Origin of the sequence: Lentilitoribacter sp. Alg239-R112 (genome assembly GCF_900537175.1) — a bacterium.
Taxonomy (GTDB): domain Bacteria; phylum Pseudomonadota; class Alphaproteobacteria; order Rhizobiales; family Rhizobiaceae; genus Lentilitoribacter.
Genome location: NZ_LS999833.1, coordinates 1,666,468 through 1,681,911, shown reverse-complemented (window position 1 = coordinate 1,681,911; position 15,444 = coordinate 1,666,468). Strand labels below are relative to the sequence as shown.

12 protein-coding genes are annotated in these 15,444 nt (G+C 45.6%); 11 read left to right on the top strand and 1 reads right to left on the bottom strand.

Going from position 1 to position 15,444, the window contains the following annotated elements; translation table 11 throughout:
* From G3W54_RS08475 to ligA, 11 genes are all read left to right on the top strand, one after another.
* Complete coding sequence (locus G3W54_RS08475; RefSeq protein WP_162652637.1) at nt 1-1,125, top strand: UDP-N-acetylglucosamine--N-acetylmuramyl-(pentapeptide) pyrophosphoryl-undecaprenol N-acetylglucosamine transferase; 1,125 nt, start codon at nt 1-3, stop codon at nt 1,123-1,125.
* Complete coding sequence (gene murC, locus G3W54_RS08470; RefSeq protein WP_162652636.1) at nt 1,122-2,531, top strand: UDP-N-acetylmuramate--L-alanine ligase; 1,410 nt, start codon at nt 1,122-1,124, stop codon at nt 2,529-2,531. The genes G3W54_RS08475 and murC overlap by 4 nt, the downstream gene beginning before the upstream one ends.
* Before the next feature lie 2 nt (nt 2,532-2,533).
* Nucleotides 2,534-3,505 carry a UDP-N-acetylmuramate dehydrogenase gene (murB, locus tag G3W54_RS08465; RefSeq protein WP_162652635.1) on the top strand — a complete coding sequence of 324 codons (972 nt, stop codon included), beginning with the start codon at nt 2,534-2,536 and terminating at the stop codon, nt 3,503-3,505.
* Nucleotides 3,506-3,708: 203 nt separating this feature from the next.
* A complete protein-coding gene (locus G3W54_RS08460) occupies nt 3,709-4,635 on the top strand; it encodes a D-alanine--D-alanine ligase (protein WP_162652634.1) in 927 nt (308 codons plus the stop codon).
* Nucleotides 4,623-5,552, top strand: a complete 930-nt coding sequence (locus G3W54_RS08455) for a cell division protein FtsQ/DivIB (protein ID WP_162652633.1) — start codon at nt 4,623-4,625, stop codon at nt 5,550-5,552. The genes G3W54_RS08460 and G3W54_RS08455 overlap by 13 nt, the downstream gene beginning before the upstream one ends.
* The gene (gene ftsA, locus G3W54_RS08450) at nt 5,549-6,874 is read left to right on the top strand and encodes a cell division protein FtsA (RefSeq protein WP_162652632.1); all 1,326 of its coding nucleotides are present in this window, start codon (nt 5,549-5,551) and stop codon (nt 6,872-6,874) included. The genes G3W54_RS08455 and ftsA overlap by 4 nt, the downstream gene beginning before the upstream one ends.
* A gap of 51 nt (nt 6,875-6,925) precedes the next feature.
* Nucleotides 6,926-8,644, top strand: a complete 1,719-nt coding sequence (ftsZ, locus tag G3W54_RS08445) for a cell division protein FtsZ (RefSeq protein ID WP_162652631.1) — start codon at nt 6,926-6,928, stop codon at nt 8,642-8,644.
* Between the two features lie 255 nt (nt 8,645-8,899).
* Nucleotides 8,900-9,853: a UDP-3-O-acyl-N-acetylglucosamine deacetylase gene (gene lpxC, locus G3W54_RS08440; RefSeq protein WP_162652630.1), complete on the top strand. Its 954-nt coding sequence runs from the start codon at nt 8,900-8,902 to the stop codon at nt 9,851-9,853.
* A gap of 239 nt (nt 9,854-10,092) precedes the next feature.
* The gene (locus G3W54_RS08435; protein ID WP_244627917.1) at nt 10,093-10,902 is read left to right on the top strand and encodes an outer membrane protein assembly factor BamD; all 810 of its coding nucleotides are present in this window, start codon (nt 10,093-10,095) and stop codon (nt 10,900-10,902) included.
* 18 nt (nt 10,903-10,920) lie between these two features.
* Nucleotides 10,921-12,594 carry a DNA repair protein RecN gene (recN, locus tag G3W54_RS08430; protein ID WP_162652629.1) on the top strand — a complete coding sequence of 558 codons (1,674 nt, stop codon included), beginning with the start codon at nt 10,921-10,923 and terminating at the stop codon, nt 12,592-12,594.
* Between the two features lie 3 nt (nt 12,595-12,597).
* Nucleotides 12,598-14,712: an NAD-dependent DNA ligase LigA gene (ligA, locus tag G3W54_RS08425; RefSeq protein WP_162652628.1), complete on the top strand. Its 2,115-nt coding sequence runs from the start codon at nt 12,598-12,600 to the stop codon at nt 14,710-14,712.
* On the opposite strand, the gene G3W54_RS08420 is transcribed toward ligA, so the two are convergent.
* A complete protein-coding gene (locus G3W54_RS08420) occupies nt 14,709-15,437 on the bottom strand; it encodes an SDR family NAD(P)-dependent oxidoreductase (RefSeq protein WP_162652627.1) in 729 nt (242 codons plus the stop codon). The genes ligA and G3W54_RS08420 overlap by 4 nt on opposite strands.
* Nucleotides 15,438-15,444: the final 7 nt, after the last annotated feature.

The following is a 15,444-nucleotide window of genomic DNA, read 5'->3' as shown; positions in this document are numbered from 1 at the left end:
ATGGAACAAAAAACCTATCTATTAAGCGCAGGTGGCACAGGCGGGCATTTGTTTCCAGCACAAGCTCTTGCAAATGAATTGCGTTCTCGCGGCGCGAAAGTGCATCTTGCGACCGACAACCGGGCTGCAAAATATGCAGGTGATTTTCCTTGTGATGAGATGCACGTCATTCCATCTGCAACTTTTGGATCAAAGAACCCTGTTAAGATGCTTCTAGTCCTATGGAGGCTTTATTCCGGCATAAAGCGTGCAAGCAAAGTTCTTGCGAAAGTTAGACCGCATGCTGTTATCGGCTTTGGTGGATACCCGACTATTCCGCCGCTAATTGCTTCGACCAAATATGGCTATCCATCTATATTACATGAGCAAAATGGTGTTATGGGCAGAGCCAACAAGTTTCTTGCTGGTAGGGTTACCGCAATAGCGGGTGGTTTTTTGCGCGATGATGTCGGTCCATTTTCTGACAAAATATTCGCGACAGGTAATCCAATTCGTCAGGCCGTACTTGATGTTGAGGGTATGCCTTATGTGGCATCTAAAAAAAATGAACCATTTAATCTTGTTGTATTTGGTGGAAGCCAAGGCGCACGTTTTTTTGGACGCACATTTCCTCAAAGTTTGGGTTTACTGCCAGAAGAGTTGCGAAAGCGAATTCGTCTGACGCTTCAAGCGCGACCGGAAGACTTAGAATATGCGAAAGAGCAATGTGCGGCACATGGTGTTGATGCCTATGTTGCACCCTTTATTGATGATATGGCATTGAAAATTGCAGAAGCTCATCTCATTATTTCAAGATCTGGCGCATCTACGGTCACAGAGCTTGGCGCAATAGGTCGGCCTTCAATTCTTGTGCCGCTTCCCCACGCTCTGGATGATGATCAGGGTGTAAATGGCCAAAACATGGTTGGTATCGGTGGTGCGACAATGGTTCGCCAACCGGAATTAGATGAAAACAAACTAGCAGGACTGCTCGAAAATAGTATGAATGCGCCGGATGAGCTGACGGAAATGGCAGGAAAAGCGAAGCTTGCAGGAAAATTGAATGCGACAAGCTTGCTTGCTGACATGCTAGAAGCTATTGCGGATGGTCAAACGATTAAAGAATTTAAGGAAACACACGCATGAAAATGCCAGAGACAATCGGCCTTGTTCACTTTGTTGGAATTGGCGGCATCGGGATGAGTGGGATTGCCGAGGTGCTTCATAACCTTGGATATAAAGTGCAAGGGTCTGATCAATCAGATAGTGCCAACGTTCAGCGCCTTCGAGAAAAGGGCATTGACGTTTTTATAGGGCATTCCGCTGCCAATTTAGGTGCGGCAGAAGTGTTGGTTGTTTCAACGGCTATTAAACAAGATAATCCCGAGCTGGTGGCAGCGCGTGAAAAACTGCTTCCCGTTGTACGACGAGCTGAAATGCTTGCTGAGCTGATGCGGTTTCGCAATTCAATTGCTATTGGCGGCACGCACGGCAAAACGACCACAACATCCATGGTTGCGACGCTTCTTGAAGCGGGCGGATTAGACCCAACTGTTATCAATGGTGGCATTATCAATGCTTATGGTACCAATGCGCGGATGGGTGAGGGCAAGTGGATGGTTGTCGAGGCGGATGAGTCTGACGGAACATTTTTAAAGCTTCCGGCCGATATTGCTGTTGTGACCAACATTGATCCAGAGCATTTAGATCATTATGGAGACTTTGACGCAGTTCGTGCAGCGTTTGCGCAATTTGTCGAAAATGTCCCATTCTATGGTTTCGGCGTGATGTGTTTGGATCATCCGGAAGTGCAGGCCCTTACAAGTCGTATTTCAGATCGCCGCGTTGTGACATATGGCGAAAATCCGCAAGCTGATGTGAGATTTATTAATCTTAGGCAAAAAGGTAGCATGTCAGTGTTCGATCTTGAAATCAGAGATCGCAAGTCTTCCGATATCGTATTGGAAAAAGATTTGAAACTTCCTATGCCAGGTAAATATAACGTTTCCAATGCAACGGCTGCGATTACGATTGCGCTGGAACTGGGTTTAACGACTGAGCAAGTTAAAGAAGGTTTGGCCAAATTCGGCGGTGTAAAACGTAGATTTACGCATACAGGTTCCTGGAATGGAATGGATATTTTTGATGATTATGGTCATCATCCCGTCGAAATTAGTGCCGTTCTGGGCGCGGCGCGCGAAGCATGTAATGGACGTGTTATTGCTGTTGTTCAACCTCACCGTTATTCACGCCTTGAAAGTCTGTTAGATGAATTTTCATCTTGTTTCAATGATGCGGACACGGTTATTCTTGCACCAGTATTTGCTGCTGGAGAAGATCATATTGAAGGAGCAGATTCTGCCGCTCTGGTTTCACGTTTAAAAACTGCTGGTCATAGAGACGTTAGATTAATTGATGGTCCTGCCGATTTAGCGCCGCTTGTGAAAACAATAGGTCAAAAGGGAGATTTCCTTCTTTGCCTTGGTGCCGGTAGTATAACACAATGGGCCGCAGCATTGCCGAAAGAACTGGAAGCACTGGAAAAGAGTTAGAAATGGCCGGATATGATTGTACGAATTTAGTAGAGGAACTTGGCGATAAGCTCTCTGTTATTCGTGGGCGCATAACAGAAAATGCGCCGATGTCCCAAATCACTTGGTTTCGTACCGGTGGGCCGGCTGCTATCTTGTTTCAGCCTGCGGACGAAGATGATCTTTCTGCTTTTTTGTCTCTTCTGCCACAGGAGGTGCCAGTTTTCCCCATCGGTATGGCGTCCAATTTAATTATTCGTGATGGTGGACTTAATGCAGTGGTTATTCGTTTGTCGGCGAAGGGCTTTGGTTTTGCTAATCAGATTTCGGACACTGAACTTGTCGCTGGAACGGCTTGTCCGGATAAACGCTTGGCAGCAAAAGCGCTGGAAGCAGGTATCGGTGGAATGCATTTTTATCATGGTATTCCGGGTTCAATAGGCGGAGCACTGCGAATGAATGCCGGCGCTAATGGCCGAGAGACAGTTTCATGTGTTAAAGAAATTCATGCTGTAGATAGGTCAGGAACGAAGCATGTTCTTAGCAATGCTGACATGGATTTTTCCTACAGAAAATCAGGTTCATCACGTGATCTCATTTTTACAAAAGCTGTGTTTGAAGGTGAACTAACCTCAAAGGACGACATTCAAAAAGCTATGGATGAAGTTCAGCACCATAGAGAAACGTCTCAACCGATCAAAGAGAAAACAGGCGGATCAACGTTTAAAAATCCAGAGGGATATTCAGCTTGGAAGCTTGTTGATGATGCGGGTTGTCGTGGTCTGACAATCGGCGGCGCACAAATGTCACCGATGCATTGCAATTTTATGATCAATATGGGGCAGGCGACATCTTATGATTTAGAGCGTTTAGGCGAGACAGTCAGGCAAAAAGTACTGATAAATTCTGGCGTTCAATTGGAATGGGAAATCAAGCGTTTAGGCGATTTCCCATCCGGCCAGAGTGTTGAGCCGTTTTTAGGTCAGTTGCTTTAGGCTCCTCTGAAAAATTCGTTTCCCCGATAGGGTTTGCCTGTTTTATTTATCACAAACAGTGTCTCACAGTGAAATTAATCTTTTCCTCGAATTATCAAACAGAACTTGAATTCACCTCAATCCTCTGATTCTTATGGTATAAAGATTTGCTAAGTGAGTCGGCGTTTAAGCATTTCTAGTTCCAGTAAAAATTGGGGGAATGTATGTCAAAAAAACATGTCGCAGTACTCTATGGTGGCTTTTCATCTGAAAGACAGGTTAGTTTATGGTCGGGCGAGGCCTGTGCCAATGCGTTAGAACGTGTCGGTCATAAAGTAGCGCGCATTGATGTTGATCGAGATATTTCGAACACTCTTACGGAGATTAAGCCGGATGTTTGTTTTAATGCGCTTCATGGACCGTTTGGTGAAGATGGTACTATTCAAGGCTTACTGGAGTTTTTAGCTATACCCTATACCCATTCAGGTGTTTTAGCGTCGGCGCTTGCAATGGATAAGCAGCAATCGAAAATCGTAGCAAGTCATCACGGTATTCCAGTTGCTGAGGCCAAATACATGGACCGGCATGACTTTCCGTCCACACACCCAATTGAGCCGCCATATGTCGTTAAACCAGTTTCAGAAGGTTCGAGTTTTGGCGTGGTTATGGTCAAAGAGAATCAACGCCATCCACCGCAAATCATAAAATCGAACGAGTGGTCCTATGGCGATCACATTATGGCAGAGAGATTCGTGCATGGACGCGAATTAACCTGCGCTGTGATGGGTGATAGGGTTCTCGGCGTTACAGAAATATTTGAACAAGGCTCCAGTTTCTACGACTTTGACGCAAAATATAAAAAAGGTGGGTCAAAACATCAATGTCCTGCAAAAATTTTACCAAATATTTACCAAGAAATTGAGATATTGGCTTTGAAGGCCCATAGAGCGATTGGTTGTCGCGGTGTGAGTAGGTCAGATTTTCGATTTGATGATCGTTTTTCCGAAGATGGAGAGCTCATTTGGTTGGAGGTTAATACTCAACCGGGAATGACCGAAACGTCTTTGGTGCCAGAGCTGGCCCAACATGCGGGTTACAGTTTTGAAGAATTTGTTAATTGGATGGTGGAAGACGCTTCGTGCTCTCGTTAGGTAAAAGAAATTCTGCTCAAGCTAGCATCGCACATCGTGGCGATGGTGAGCATTCTTTTATCAATCGTATGTTCCGTCCCGTTCTTCGCCGGACCCGCAAATATTCTGCTGGATTTACTTTAGATGAAATTATCGTTCCTAAGCATTTAGGATCTGCTTTGACGTTAGCTTTTTTTGCTGGTGTTTTGAGCTACGGCACATTTATCGGTGGTCACAGCAATGTGGCCATGCGTACAGTGACATCTGCGGTTGGGTTTGCTGTCGAAGAAATTCAAATCTCCGGCAATGCTGAAACATCTGATATTGATGTATTGCAGGAGCTAGGCTTAAACGAAACGTCTTCTCTGCTAACGCTGGATTTAGCGGCCGCACATGCAAAATTAATGTCATTGCCTTGGGTTAATCATGTTGAACTGCGCAAAATCTATCCTGCGTCGCTTCAGGTTAAACTGGGTGAGCGCCAAGCATTTGCGATCTGGCAGCATGGTAGTCAGCTGTCACTCATTGATAATGATGGTGATGTTATTACGCCTTTTGATGGCGTTACTGGCCAAGGCCTTCCATTATTAGTTGGCGTCGGGGCAGAACAAGGTGCGAGTGAGTTTTTAAATAAACTTGCCAGTTGGCCAAGTGTTTCAACTCAATTGAAGGCCCTCATTCGTGTGGCTGAGCGTCGTTGGGATGTGCGACTTGATAATGGTGTAACGCTTAACCTCCCTGAAAAAGATGTTGATGTTGCTTTGGCTCAGTTTGAGGAGTTGAACCAAGAGCAGGATTTACTGCGCAGAGATATAGCGGAAGTTGATTTGCGTTTGTTAGACCGTGTAACGGTTAGATTAACGCCAGAGGCGCAAGAGCGTCGGAAATCTGCACTTCTAGAGCGCGCAAAGATGTTGAAGAAGGAGAAACGCTCATGAGTTTCTTTAAACAATCATCTTCGCTTCCAAGGCTAAAGCCGCTATCTTTGAAACGTCCTAGTATTGTGACTGTTTTGGATATTGGTTCCTCTAAAACTGTTTGTCTTATCGGGCGCTTGACTCCCTTGGCTTCCGCAGAGGTTTTGTCTCAGCGAACCCATAAAGTTGATATCATTGGAATAGGGCACCAAAAATCGCGCGGCATTAAAGCTGGCGTGATTATGGATCTTGAAAAAGTCGAAAGCTCAATTCGTTTGGCCGTTGAAGCTGCGGAGCGCATGGCTGGCGTGACCGTTGACTCGCTCATTGTAAATGTGAGCGGTGGACGGCTTAAGAGTGAAGTGTATACTGCTGCGGTTGATTTAGGTGGCCATGAGATTTCACAAAGTGACATTTCAAATGTCGTCAATCTTGTAACGCAGCGCACACTAAGTCATGAAAGATCCATACTACATTCATTGCCAACAAGTTATGCGCTGGATGGCGAGCGCGGTATAAATGACCCTGAAGGGATGTTTGGCGATAAGCTTGGTGTTGATCTGCACGTATTAAGTGGTGATCGTTCGCCTCTTAAAAATTTGGAGCTCTGTATTAATCGCGCTCATTTGACTGTTGAAGCTATGGTTGCCACACCCTATGCCTCTGGTCTTGCGTCAATTGTTGCAGATGAAGCTGAAATGGGTTGTGCTGCGGTCGATCTTGGCGGTGGGACGACAACGATTTCTGTCTTCAACGAAGGTAAATTTATCCACGCAGATGCAATTGCCCTCGGTGGGCATCATGTCACAATGGACTTGGCGCGTGGTTTAACGACTAAGTTTGAAGATGCTGAGCGCATTAAAGTTATGCATGGTTCATCGCTTCCATCGGCTTGTGAAGATCGAGATATGATTTCAATACCGCCAATTGGTGATGGTTCTAACGATCACTCCGCACAAGTTTCAAAAGCTATGGTTGCCAAGATTGTTAGAGCACGTGTTGAAGAGACGCTTGAATTGGTTCGCGATCGTATTCAACAGTCAGGTTACGCCTCCATAGTGGGGAAGCGAATAGTGTTAACGGGTGGCGCAAGTCAGTTGACTGGTTTGTCGGAAACAGCGCGAAGAATATTAGCGCGCAGTGTACGTATTGGTCGACCACTTGGCGTTTCAGGTCTTCCTGCTGCGGTAAAAGGCCCCGCCTTTTCTGCAGCAGTAGGATTAATGATTTACCCGCAAGTTGCTGATTTTGAAGCTCATGCTTCTCATTCATATATGTCAGCAGCAAGCGGGGCAGGCGGACGGCTAGCTCGGGTTGGGCACTGGCTTAAAGAGAGTTTTTAATTTTGAAACTGCTGCGGCGAAGCAGTATTAACTAAGGAAGGGACGGCTATCATGACCATCAATTTACAGAAGCCGGATATCACAGAACTTAAACCACGCATTACCGTGTTCGGTGTCGGCGGTGGCGGCGGAAACGCTGTTAACAATATGATCACTGCTGGATTAGAAGGCGTTGACTTCGTTGTAGCAAATACCGATGCGCAAGCATTGACGATGTCAAAATCAGAACGCATCATTCAGCTTGGTGTTGCAGTGACTGAAGGCTTGGGCGCTGGCTCACAGCCTGAAATTGGCGCTGCAGCCGCAGAAGAATGTTTTGATGAGATCAATGATCACCTCAATGGTACGCATATGTGCTTTGTAACTGCCGGAATGGGTGGTGGTACCGGTACTGGTGCTGCACCAGTTGTAGCCAAAGCTGCTCGTCAAAAAGGTATCTTGACCGTTGGAGTTGTGACCAAACCATTTCATTTTGAAGGTCAGCGACGCATGCGTCTAGCTGATCAAGGGATTGATGAGCTTCAGAAAAATGTTGATACTCTGATTGTTATTCCAAACCAAAATCTATTCAGAATAGCCAATGAAAACACAACTTTCGCCGATGCGTTTTCGATGGCTGACCAAGTCCTTTATTCCGGTGTTGCTTGCATCACCGACTTGATGGTCAAAGAAGGACTAATTAACCTAGACTTTGCCGATGTTCGCTCTGTGATGCGCGAAATGGGCAAAGCCATGATGGGAACCGGTGAAGCTTCGGGTGAAGGTCGCGCAATGGCAGCGGCAGAAGCTGCGATTGCAAATCCGCTGCTTGATGAAACATCAATGCGCGGTGCGGGCGGTCTGTTGATCTCCATCACTGGTGGTAGAGATATGACGCTGTTTGAAGTTGATGAGGCTGCAACGCGCATTCGTGAGGAAGTCGATCAGGAAGCAAATATTATACTTGGTGCGACGTTTGATGAGTCACTTGAAGGTGTTATTCGGGTCTCTGTTGTTGCAACTGGTATTGATGTTACAGCCACGCAAATGGCGGGACGTCCGGAAACAGATATGCGTCCGGCAATGGCATCAATGCAAGCTCAAATGAATCAGTTGAAAACTGAGGCGAAAGAGCCTGCGCCTGTTGTTGCACCTGCTCCAACGGTTTCTGAGAAAACATCTGAAGCAAGTTCTTTGGATAGCATGCTATCCGATGCTGAGGCTAAAATTGAACGTGAGCTAGAAGTGGCTGCAACACCAGCTGAAGAAATGCCGCGTAATCGTTTGTTCTCGCCTGAAGCTAAAACTGAAATGGCAACAGAGGCTGTAGTGAAAGTAGCTGAAACACCTTCTGTTTTACGTGCTCCTGAACCTGTTGCACCATCTCCTGTTGCTCCGGCACCAACTGTGGCTGCGCAAGTTTCAGAAGAAATGCCGATGGCTCCAACTCGCATGCCTCAAATAGAGGACTTTCCAGCAACTGTGAAGGCTGAGATGAATGAGAGAGCATCTGTAAGAACTGAACCAACTGAGGAAAAAGGTGCAAAAGGCTTGTTTAAGCGCATTAGCTCAAGTTTGGGAATGGGAGATGAAGATCTCGGTTCTGCGGCGCAACAGGCTGTTGAACAGGCTGCTCCTCAGCCTCGTCGTCCATTGACACAAGATCCAGCTCATTTGGCCGCAAAGTCAACTCAAATGGATGATCATGGTCGTGCGGCTCCAAAACCAGCGCCAATGACGGAAGACGAGCAACTTGAAATTCCTGCCTTTCTTAGAAGGCAAGTGAGATAGATTACTGAAATGTTCAGTGAAATGACGCAACCGCTTACGAGCGGTTGCGTTTTGTTTTTAAAGCATAATTCGGAAATTCTGATGCAATGTTACAGTTGCGTTACAATTCGAAATAAAGCGTGATTTGGAAAGAATCGAAATAAGGCTTATTTTTAGCTTAAGGCAGGGGACGCCTTGGATATTGTAAGCGGCAACTCAGTGACAAGGTGTTTCGCTAAAAGCGCGTTGCGTTTAGGCTGAAGCGAGTGTGAATAAATGCAGAATGATTTGTATGAATTTCAGGCAACAATTGCAAAAACTGCAAAATTGTCTGGCGTAGGTGTACATTCTGGACAAAATGTAACCATTACTCTTAACCCAGCGGAAGCGAATACCGGTATTGTATTTCACCGTATTTGCGAAGGCGGTGAGGTTGTTACGCTTCGCGCCGTTGCTTCTCAAATTGGCTCCACGGATTTTTGTACGTTATTAGGTGATGCTCCTGATCGCTCTGTGGCGACAGTTGAGCATTTGATGGCTGCTTTGTATGCAATGGGTATCGACAATGTTGTTGTCGAAATTGATGGCGGTGAAGTGCCTATTATGGATGGCAGTTCGGCGGTCTTTATTGATTTACTCGATGCAACAGGAACAATCTATCTTGATGAAAAACGCCGTTATATTCGAGTGAAGAAGCATGTTCGTGCAGAGATGGGCGGTTCCTGGGCTGAGTTTGTCCCACATGAAGGAACACGATTTGAAATTGATATCGATTTTAATTCGGATGTTATTGGTCGTCAGTCATGGTGTGGTGAAGTAACATCAGATAGTTTTCGCAATGAGCTTGCGCGGGCCCGTACATTTGGCTTCATGAGAGACGTTGAGTTTTTATGGGCTTCCGGTCATGCATTGGGTTCATCATTAGAAAATTCTGTGGTTATTGGTGAAGATGACAACGTCATTAATATGGAAGGCCTTCGTTTTAAGGATGAATTTGCTCGTCATAAAACATTAGATGCCGTTGGTGATTTGGCGCTCGCCGGTGCTCAGTTCATTGGTTGTTATCGATCATATCGGGGGGGGCACAAGCTTAATTCTATCGCTTTACGTAAGCTCCTTGCACAAACAGATGCTTATGAGATTGTTGAAACAACGCAATCGTACCGTAAGGGTGGATATGGTGAATTGGTTGCAGTAAATGCACCTGTTTTTTCACCTTGGACTATTTAAAACCCTCGTTACTAAAACAATATATAAAAACACTTTCAGGTGATAATCTAATTTTGCCACAAAAAAGCAATAATGCTGGCAGATGACAGCGTTGATGTATGGATTTTATTGGTAAAACCCGTTAGACATTGCTTTCAAGGTTTTAAGTCCTAGGGCGGAAAGAGGTCTTTTTGAATATGTTGTTTAAAGCCACGCTAAATCATTGCGTTGAAAAAGGCCGCGTTATTGGCATAATTACCATGTCTTTGTTGATGATGGCTTTAGCTGGATGTCAATCTGACCCAGATATAGACATTAATTCACTTGTTGATTCGGTTGAACCTGCTGATCTTTTATACAATCAAGCGTTAGCAAATTTGGATGCAGGTAAACTTAGAGAAGCTTCTAATAAGTTTGATAAGATTGATCAGCAGCACCCGTTTTCGGAATTTGCGCGCAAAGCATTGGTTCTCAATGCATTTACGAAGTACCGCTCTGGTCGCAATCAAGAGGCCATAACCGACGCGAAGCGTTTCTTAAATTTATATCCCAACGATCAAGACGCCGCATACGCTCAATACATCATTGGTCTCGCTTATTTCAGACAGATACCTGATGTTACGCGCGATCAGAGGGCTTCAAGTCGTGCAATTAGCGCTATGCAGGAAGTTATAGATCGCTATCCTGATTCAGAATATGTGGATGATGCACAGGCAAAATTGCGCAAGGCTCGCGATCAGCTGGCCGGAAAAGAAATGCAAATTGGGCGTTACTATCAGGAACGACGTGAATATGTTGCAGCAGTGAACCGATATAAAGTTGTTGTTCAGGAGTATGGTAACACGCGGCAAGTTGAGGAAGCGCTTTCCAGGTTGGTTGAAAGTTACTTCGCCCTTGGCCTTACAGGTGAAGCGCAAACAGCGGCTGCGGTACTTGGGCACAACTACCCGGATAGCGAATGGTATGCGGATTCATACAAATTATTGCAATCTGGTGGTCTTGAGCCGAGGGAAAACAGAGGTTCCTGGATATCTCGTGCTGCGCGACGTGCAGCCGGATTTAAAACCTAGTCGCCTGCAGGGGGACAAATGCTTGCACAGCTTTCGATCCGTGATATCGTTTTAATCGAACGGTTGGATTTATCATTTAACGAAGGTTTGTCTGTGTTAACGGGCGAGACTGGTGCAGGTAAATCTATATTGCTAGATAGTTTAGCTCTCGCTCTCGGCGGGCGTGGTGATGGAGATCTGGTTCGTCAGGGTTGCGATAAAGGGCAAATAGTTGCTGTATTTGATCTAGCGGCAAACCATCACGTACGTGATATTTTAAAGCAGAATGATATTGAAGATGAAGGTGATATCATCATCCGCAGAGTTCAATCAGCTGATGGTAGATCACGTGCTTTTATAAATGACCAACCTTGTAGTATTTCCCTGCTTCGCTCCATAGGGCCACATTTTGTTGAAATTCACGGACAGCACGATGATCGTGCTCTTATTGATGTTGATGCACACCGTCTGCTGCTTGATGCTTTTGCGGGTTTGGAGAAAGACTGTGAGGATGTTGCCAGCCTGTTTTCTTCCATGAAGGTGGCAGATAGGCAGCTAAAGGAGCACCGACAAAAAATTGAGACTGCCGCAAAGGAGGCGGACTGGCTTCGTGCGTCTGTCGATGAGTTAGAAGTGCTTTCTCCTCAGGATGGAGAAGAAGAAGAATTGGCCGAAAGCCGCAGTCATATGATGAAGGCTGAAAAAATAGTTTCTGATATCGCCGAGGCACAGGATTCGCTAAGTGGACACCATTCTCCCATACCATCTCTGAACCAACTGCTAAGACGTTTGGAACGTAAAGCTGCTGAAGTGCCTGGAATGCTTGATGATACGATCGAGGCGCTTGGTCGCGCGCTGGATGGACTGTCGGATGCGCAAAACTCAGTTGATGCCGCATTACGAGACAGTGAGTTTAACCCCAAAGAGCTAGAAGATACAGAAGAACGGCTCTTTGCATTGCGTGCAGCTAGCCGAAAATATAATGTTCCGGTCGCAAATCTTTCAGAACTTGCATCAACAATGATTTCGGATCTTGCAGCGATTGATGCGGGAGAAGATAAACTTCACGAGCTGGAGCATAATGTTCAGCAGATACGTGCAGATTTTTTTGCTGCCAGCCGTAATCTCTCGGAAAAGCGTATCCACGCGTCACAAGCATTAACACAATCCGTTATGGCCGAATTGCCTGCGCTTAAGTTGGAGCGCGCGGAATTTATTGTCGATATTCAAACTAATGAAGAAATTGCTGGTGCCAACGGCATTGATCAGATTGAGTTTCATGTACGCACAAATCCCGGTACGCGAGCAGGCCCAATCATGAAAGTTGCTTCCGGCGGAGAATTATCTCGCTTTCTTCTCGCCATAAAAGTTGCTCTCGCAGATCGAGGGTCAGCCCCAACGCTTGTGTTTGATGAGATTGATACGGGTGTGGGTGGCGCAGTTGCTGATGCTATCGGAGCACGCTTGGAAACACTTTCTAAATCAATCCAAGTGCTTTCAGTTACCCATGCGCCGCAAGTTGCAGCGCGTGCCAAAACCCATTTGTTAATATCTAAATCCCAATCGAGCGAAGATAGTGTTCTTTTATCGACGAATGTAAGGGATATTGATTTGCAAGAACGCCAGGAAGAGATTGCGCGGATGTTGGCCGGCGCGACGGTTACAGACGAAGCGCGGGCGGCTGCGGCTAAACTTTTGTCAAATACTGGATAGAAAATGTCAGAGTCTGAGAACATAGATATCAACGATTTGACTGAGTTGCAGGCAGCCAGCGAGCTTGAGCATTTAGCCAAGGTTATGGCGCATCATGATAAGCTTTATCACGCGAATGATGCACCAGAGATATCCGATGCCAAATATGATGCGCTAAAGCGACGAAATCTTGAAATTGAGTTGAAATTCCCTCAACTTAAACGGGCGGATTCACCATCTGAAAAAATTGGCGCACCGGTCGCTCTGGGATTTTCTAAAATCCAGCATCAAATTGCTATGTTGTCATTAGATAACGCGTTTAATGATCAGGATGTAAAAGATTTTGCTGCTCGAATCCGTAGGTTTTTGTCACTCACATCATCAGATGTCATTGCATTAACGGCTGAACCTAAAATTGATGGTCTTTCGCTGTCTTTACGATATGAAAACGGGCACCTTGTTTCTGCTGCAACGCGTGGTGATGGTGCTGTTGGTGAAAATGTAACTGCAAACGTTTTGACAATGCAGGATATACCAAGGGAATTACCCGATGATGTTCCCAATGTCGTTGAGGTTCGTGGGGAGGTATACATGCGCCGCGATGATTTTGCGGCGTTGAATGAGCGGCAATTGGAGCGCGGCAAGCAGACATATGTTAATCCACGTAATACAGCTGCGGGTTCGTTAAGGCAGTTGGATTCTAAGATAACTGCGTCTCGACCGCTTAAGTTTTTTGCGTATGCTTGGGGCGAAATTAAACCTGAAACTCCTGCGACAACGCAGATGGAGATGGTTGAGAAATTTGCGGAATGGGGTTTCTCCGTTAATCCGCTGATGAGGCGGTTTGATAATGTCGATGATCTTATCAATCACTATCATTTCATTGAGCAAGAGCGCGCAAAGTTGCCCTATGATATTGACGGTGTCGTTTATAAGGTGAATGATTTAGCCCTTCAGCAGAGATTGGGTTTCATATCTCGTAGCCCTAGGTGGGCAATTGCGCACAAATTTCCGGCAGAAAAAGCGCAAACTCTTTTGAATGATATCGAAATTCAAGTCGGTCGAACGGGTGCGCTGACGCCGGTTGCAAGACTTGAGCCTATTACCGTTGGCGGCGTTGTGGTAACAAATGCAACTTTGCACAATGCGGAAGAGATTGAGCGCTTAGGTGTACGTGTTGGTGACACGGTTAAAATTGAACGTGCTGGTGATGTGATACCAAAGGTGCTTGAAGTCATATCTTCAGTTGAAGGGGCCAAGGACTTTATTTTCCCAACAGTCTGCCCGTGTGAGTTAAAAACTGAAGTTGTTCAGGAAGAAACAGCAAGTGGTGAGAAGGGGGTTATTCGTCGATGTTCTGGTGAATTCGCCTGTCCATTTCAGCGCAAAGAGCACCTCAAGCATTTTGTATCGCGCAAAGCTTTCGATATTGATGGTCTGGGCGAGAAGCAAATTGAGTATTTCTACGATGATGATGCTCTTCCGATTAGAGCACCTGCCGATATATTCACGCTAGCCGAGCGGGATGCAAAGGGTTTGACCAAAATCAAAAACCGAGATGGTTATGGTGAAACTTCTGCGCAGAAACTTTTTACTGCCATTGAGTTGAAGCGTCAAATCCCATTAGAGAAACTGATTTATGCTTTGGGTGTGCGCCATGTTGGCGAGGCAACAGCAAAAACACTCGCACGAGCTTACCTAACCTGGTCTGATTTTAATTCAGCGGTTTCATCTATTGCAAATGGAGATGAGACGCTTGTTCAAGAGTTCATTGCGCTTGATGATATTGGCCCTGCTGTCATCAATGCTCTTCGGCAGTTTTTTCTTGAGCCTAAAAACCGTAAAATGGTAGATGATCTTGTTGCTCAACTTGATATTATTGACGCGGAAGCGCCTTCTGGGGATAGCGTTATATCTGGCCAAACCGTTGTGTTTACGGGTAAACTCGAGCGAATGTCGCGCGATGAGGCGAAGGCAATGGCTGAACGTATGGGCGCAAAGGTAGCGGGTTCCATATCCAAGAAAACAGATTTGCTTATTGCTGGTCCCGGAGCCGGATCAAAACTCAAGAAGGCAACGGACTTTGGTATCAAAACGATTACTGAGGACGAATGGTTTGAGCTTGTGGAAGCTAATTAGTAGTCAATCATCGATCCATCCCAGGCAAATATCTTACCGCTGTCTCGAAGTTCAAGATTATCAATCACGTTGATAAGGCGTTCAGCTGCGTATTCAGGTGTAAATAATTTGTCATCTGGTACGAATGTTTGAAAGGGTTTGGAGAGGGAACTATCCACGGTTCCTGGATGCAGGCCAACTATAATTGTTTGTTTGAAGCGCCGCGATGCTTCGATGCTGAGGTTTTTCAACGTCATGTTCAGGGCTGCTTTTGAGGCTCTATATGCATACCATCCGCCCAAGCGGTTGTCTGATATGCTGCCAATGCGCGCGGAGATGCAGGAGAAAACACTTTGGTGTTCTTTTGACATTAAAGGCAGGAAGTGTTTGGCAACTAAGGCTGGACCAATTGTGTTGGCCATAAAATTTTTGATGAAGTTTTGATGAGACAGATCCTGAATTGATTTTTCAGGTGTTGTGTCTTCGTTGTGCAGGAAACCAGTTGCAATTATGACTAGGTCTAGCGGATTATCTTTACCGATTATTTTAGCGGCGTTGTGAATGCTATCTTCATTTTTATAATCTAGCACTGCAGAGACTATCTTTTTAGATTGAAACATTTTGCCTTGGCGCGAACATGCGTAAATGCGCTCAATAGATTGATCCAAAACTAATCGTTCAGTTATTGCCTGACCTATCGCGCCTGACGAGCCAATGATTGCTATATTTCGGTTTTGATGTCTCATATTCTTA

Coding starts and splice junctions, on each gene's coding strand:
- G3W54_RS08475 (WP_162652637.1), top strand. CDS start 1: ATGGAACAAAAAACCTATCTATTAAGCGCAGGTGGCACAGGCGGGCAT.
- murC (WP_162652636.1), top strand. CDS start 1,122: ATGAAAATGCCAGAGACAATCGGCCTTGTTCACTTTGTTGGAATTGGC.
- murB (WP_162652635.1), top strand. CDS start 2,534: ATGGCCGGATATGATTGTACGAATTTAGTAGAGGAACTTGGCGATAAG.
- G3W54_RS08460 (WP_162652634.1), top strand. CDS start 3,709: ATGTCAAAAAAACATGTCGCAGTACTCTATGGTGGCTTTTCATCTGAA.
- ftsA (WP_162652632.1), top strand. CDS start 5,549: ATGAGTTTCTTTAAACAATCATCTTCGCTTCCAAGGCTAAAGCCGCTA.
- ftsZ (WP_162652631.1), top strand. CDS start 6,926: ATGACCATCAATTTACAGAAGCCGGATATCACAGAACTTAAACCACGC.
- lpxC (WP_162652630.1), top strand. CDS start 8,900: ATGCAGAATGATTTGTATGAATTTCAGGCAACAATTGCAAAAACTGCA.
- G3W54_RS08435 (WP_244627917.1), top strand. CDS start 10,093: ATGTCTTTGTTGATGATGGCTTTAGCTGGATGTCAATCTGACCCAGAT.
- recN (WP_162652629.1), top strand. CDS start 10,921: ATGCTTGCACAGCTTTCGATCCGTGATATCGTTTTAATCGAACGGTTG.
- ligA (WP_162652628.1), top strand. CDS start 12,598: ATGTCAGAGTCTGAGAACATAGATATCAACGATTTGACTGAGTTGCAG.
- G3W54_RS08420 (WP_162652627.1), bottom strand. CDS start 15,437: ATGAGACATCAAAACCGAAATATAGCAATCATTGGCTCGTCAGGCGCG.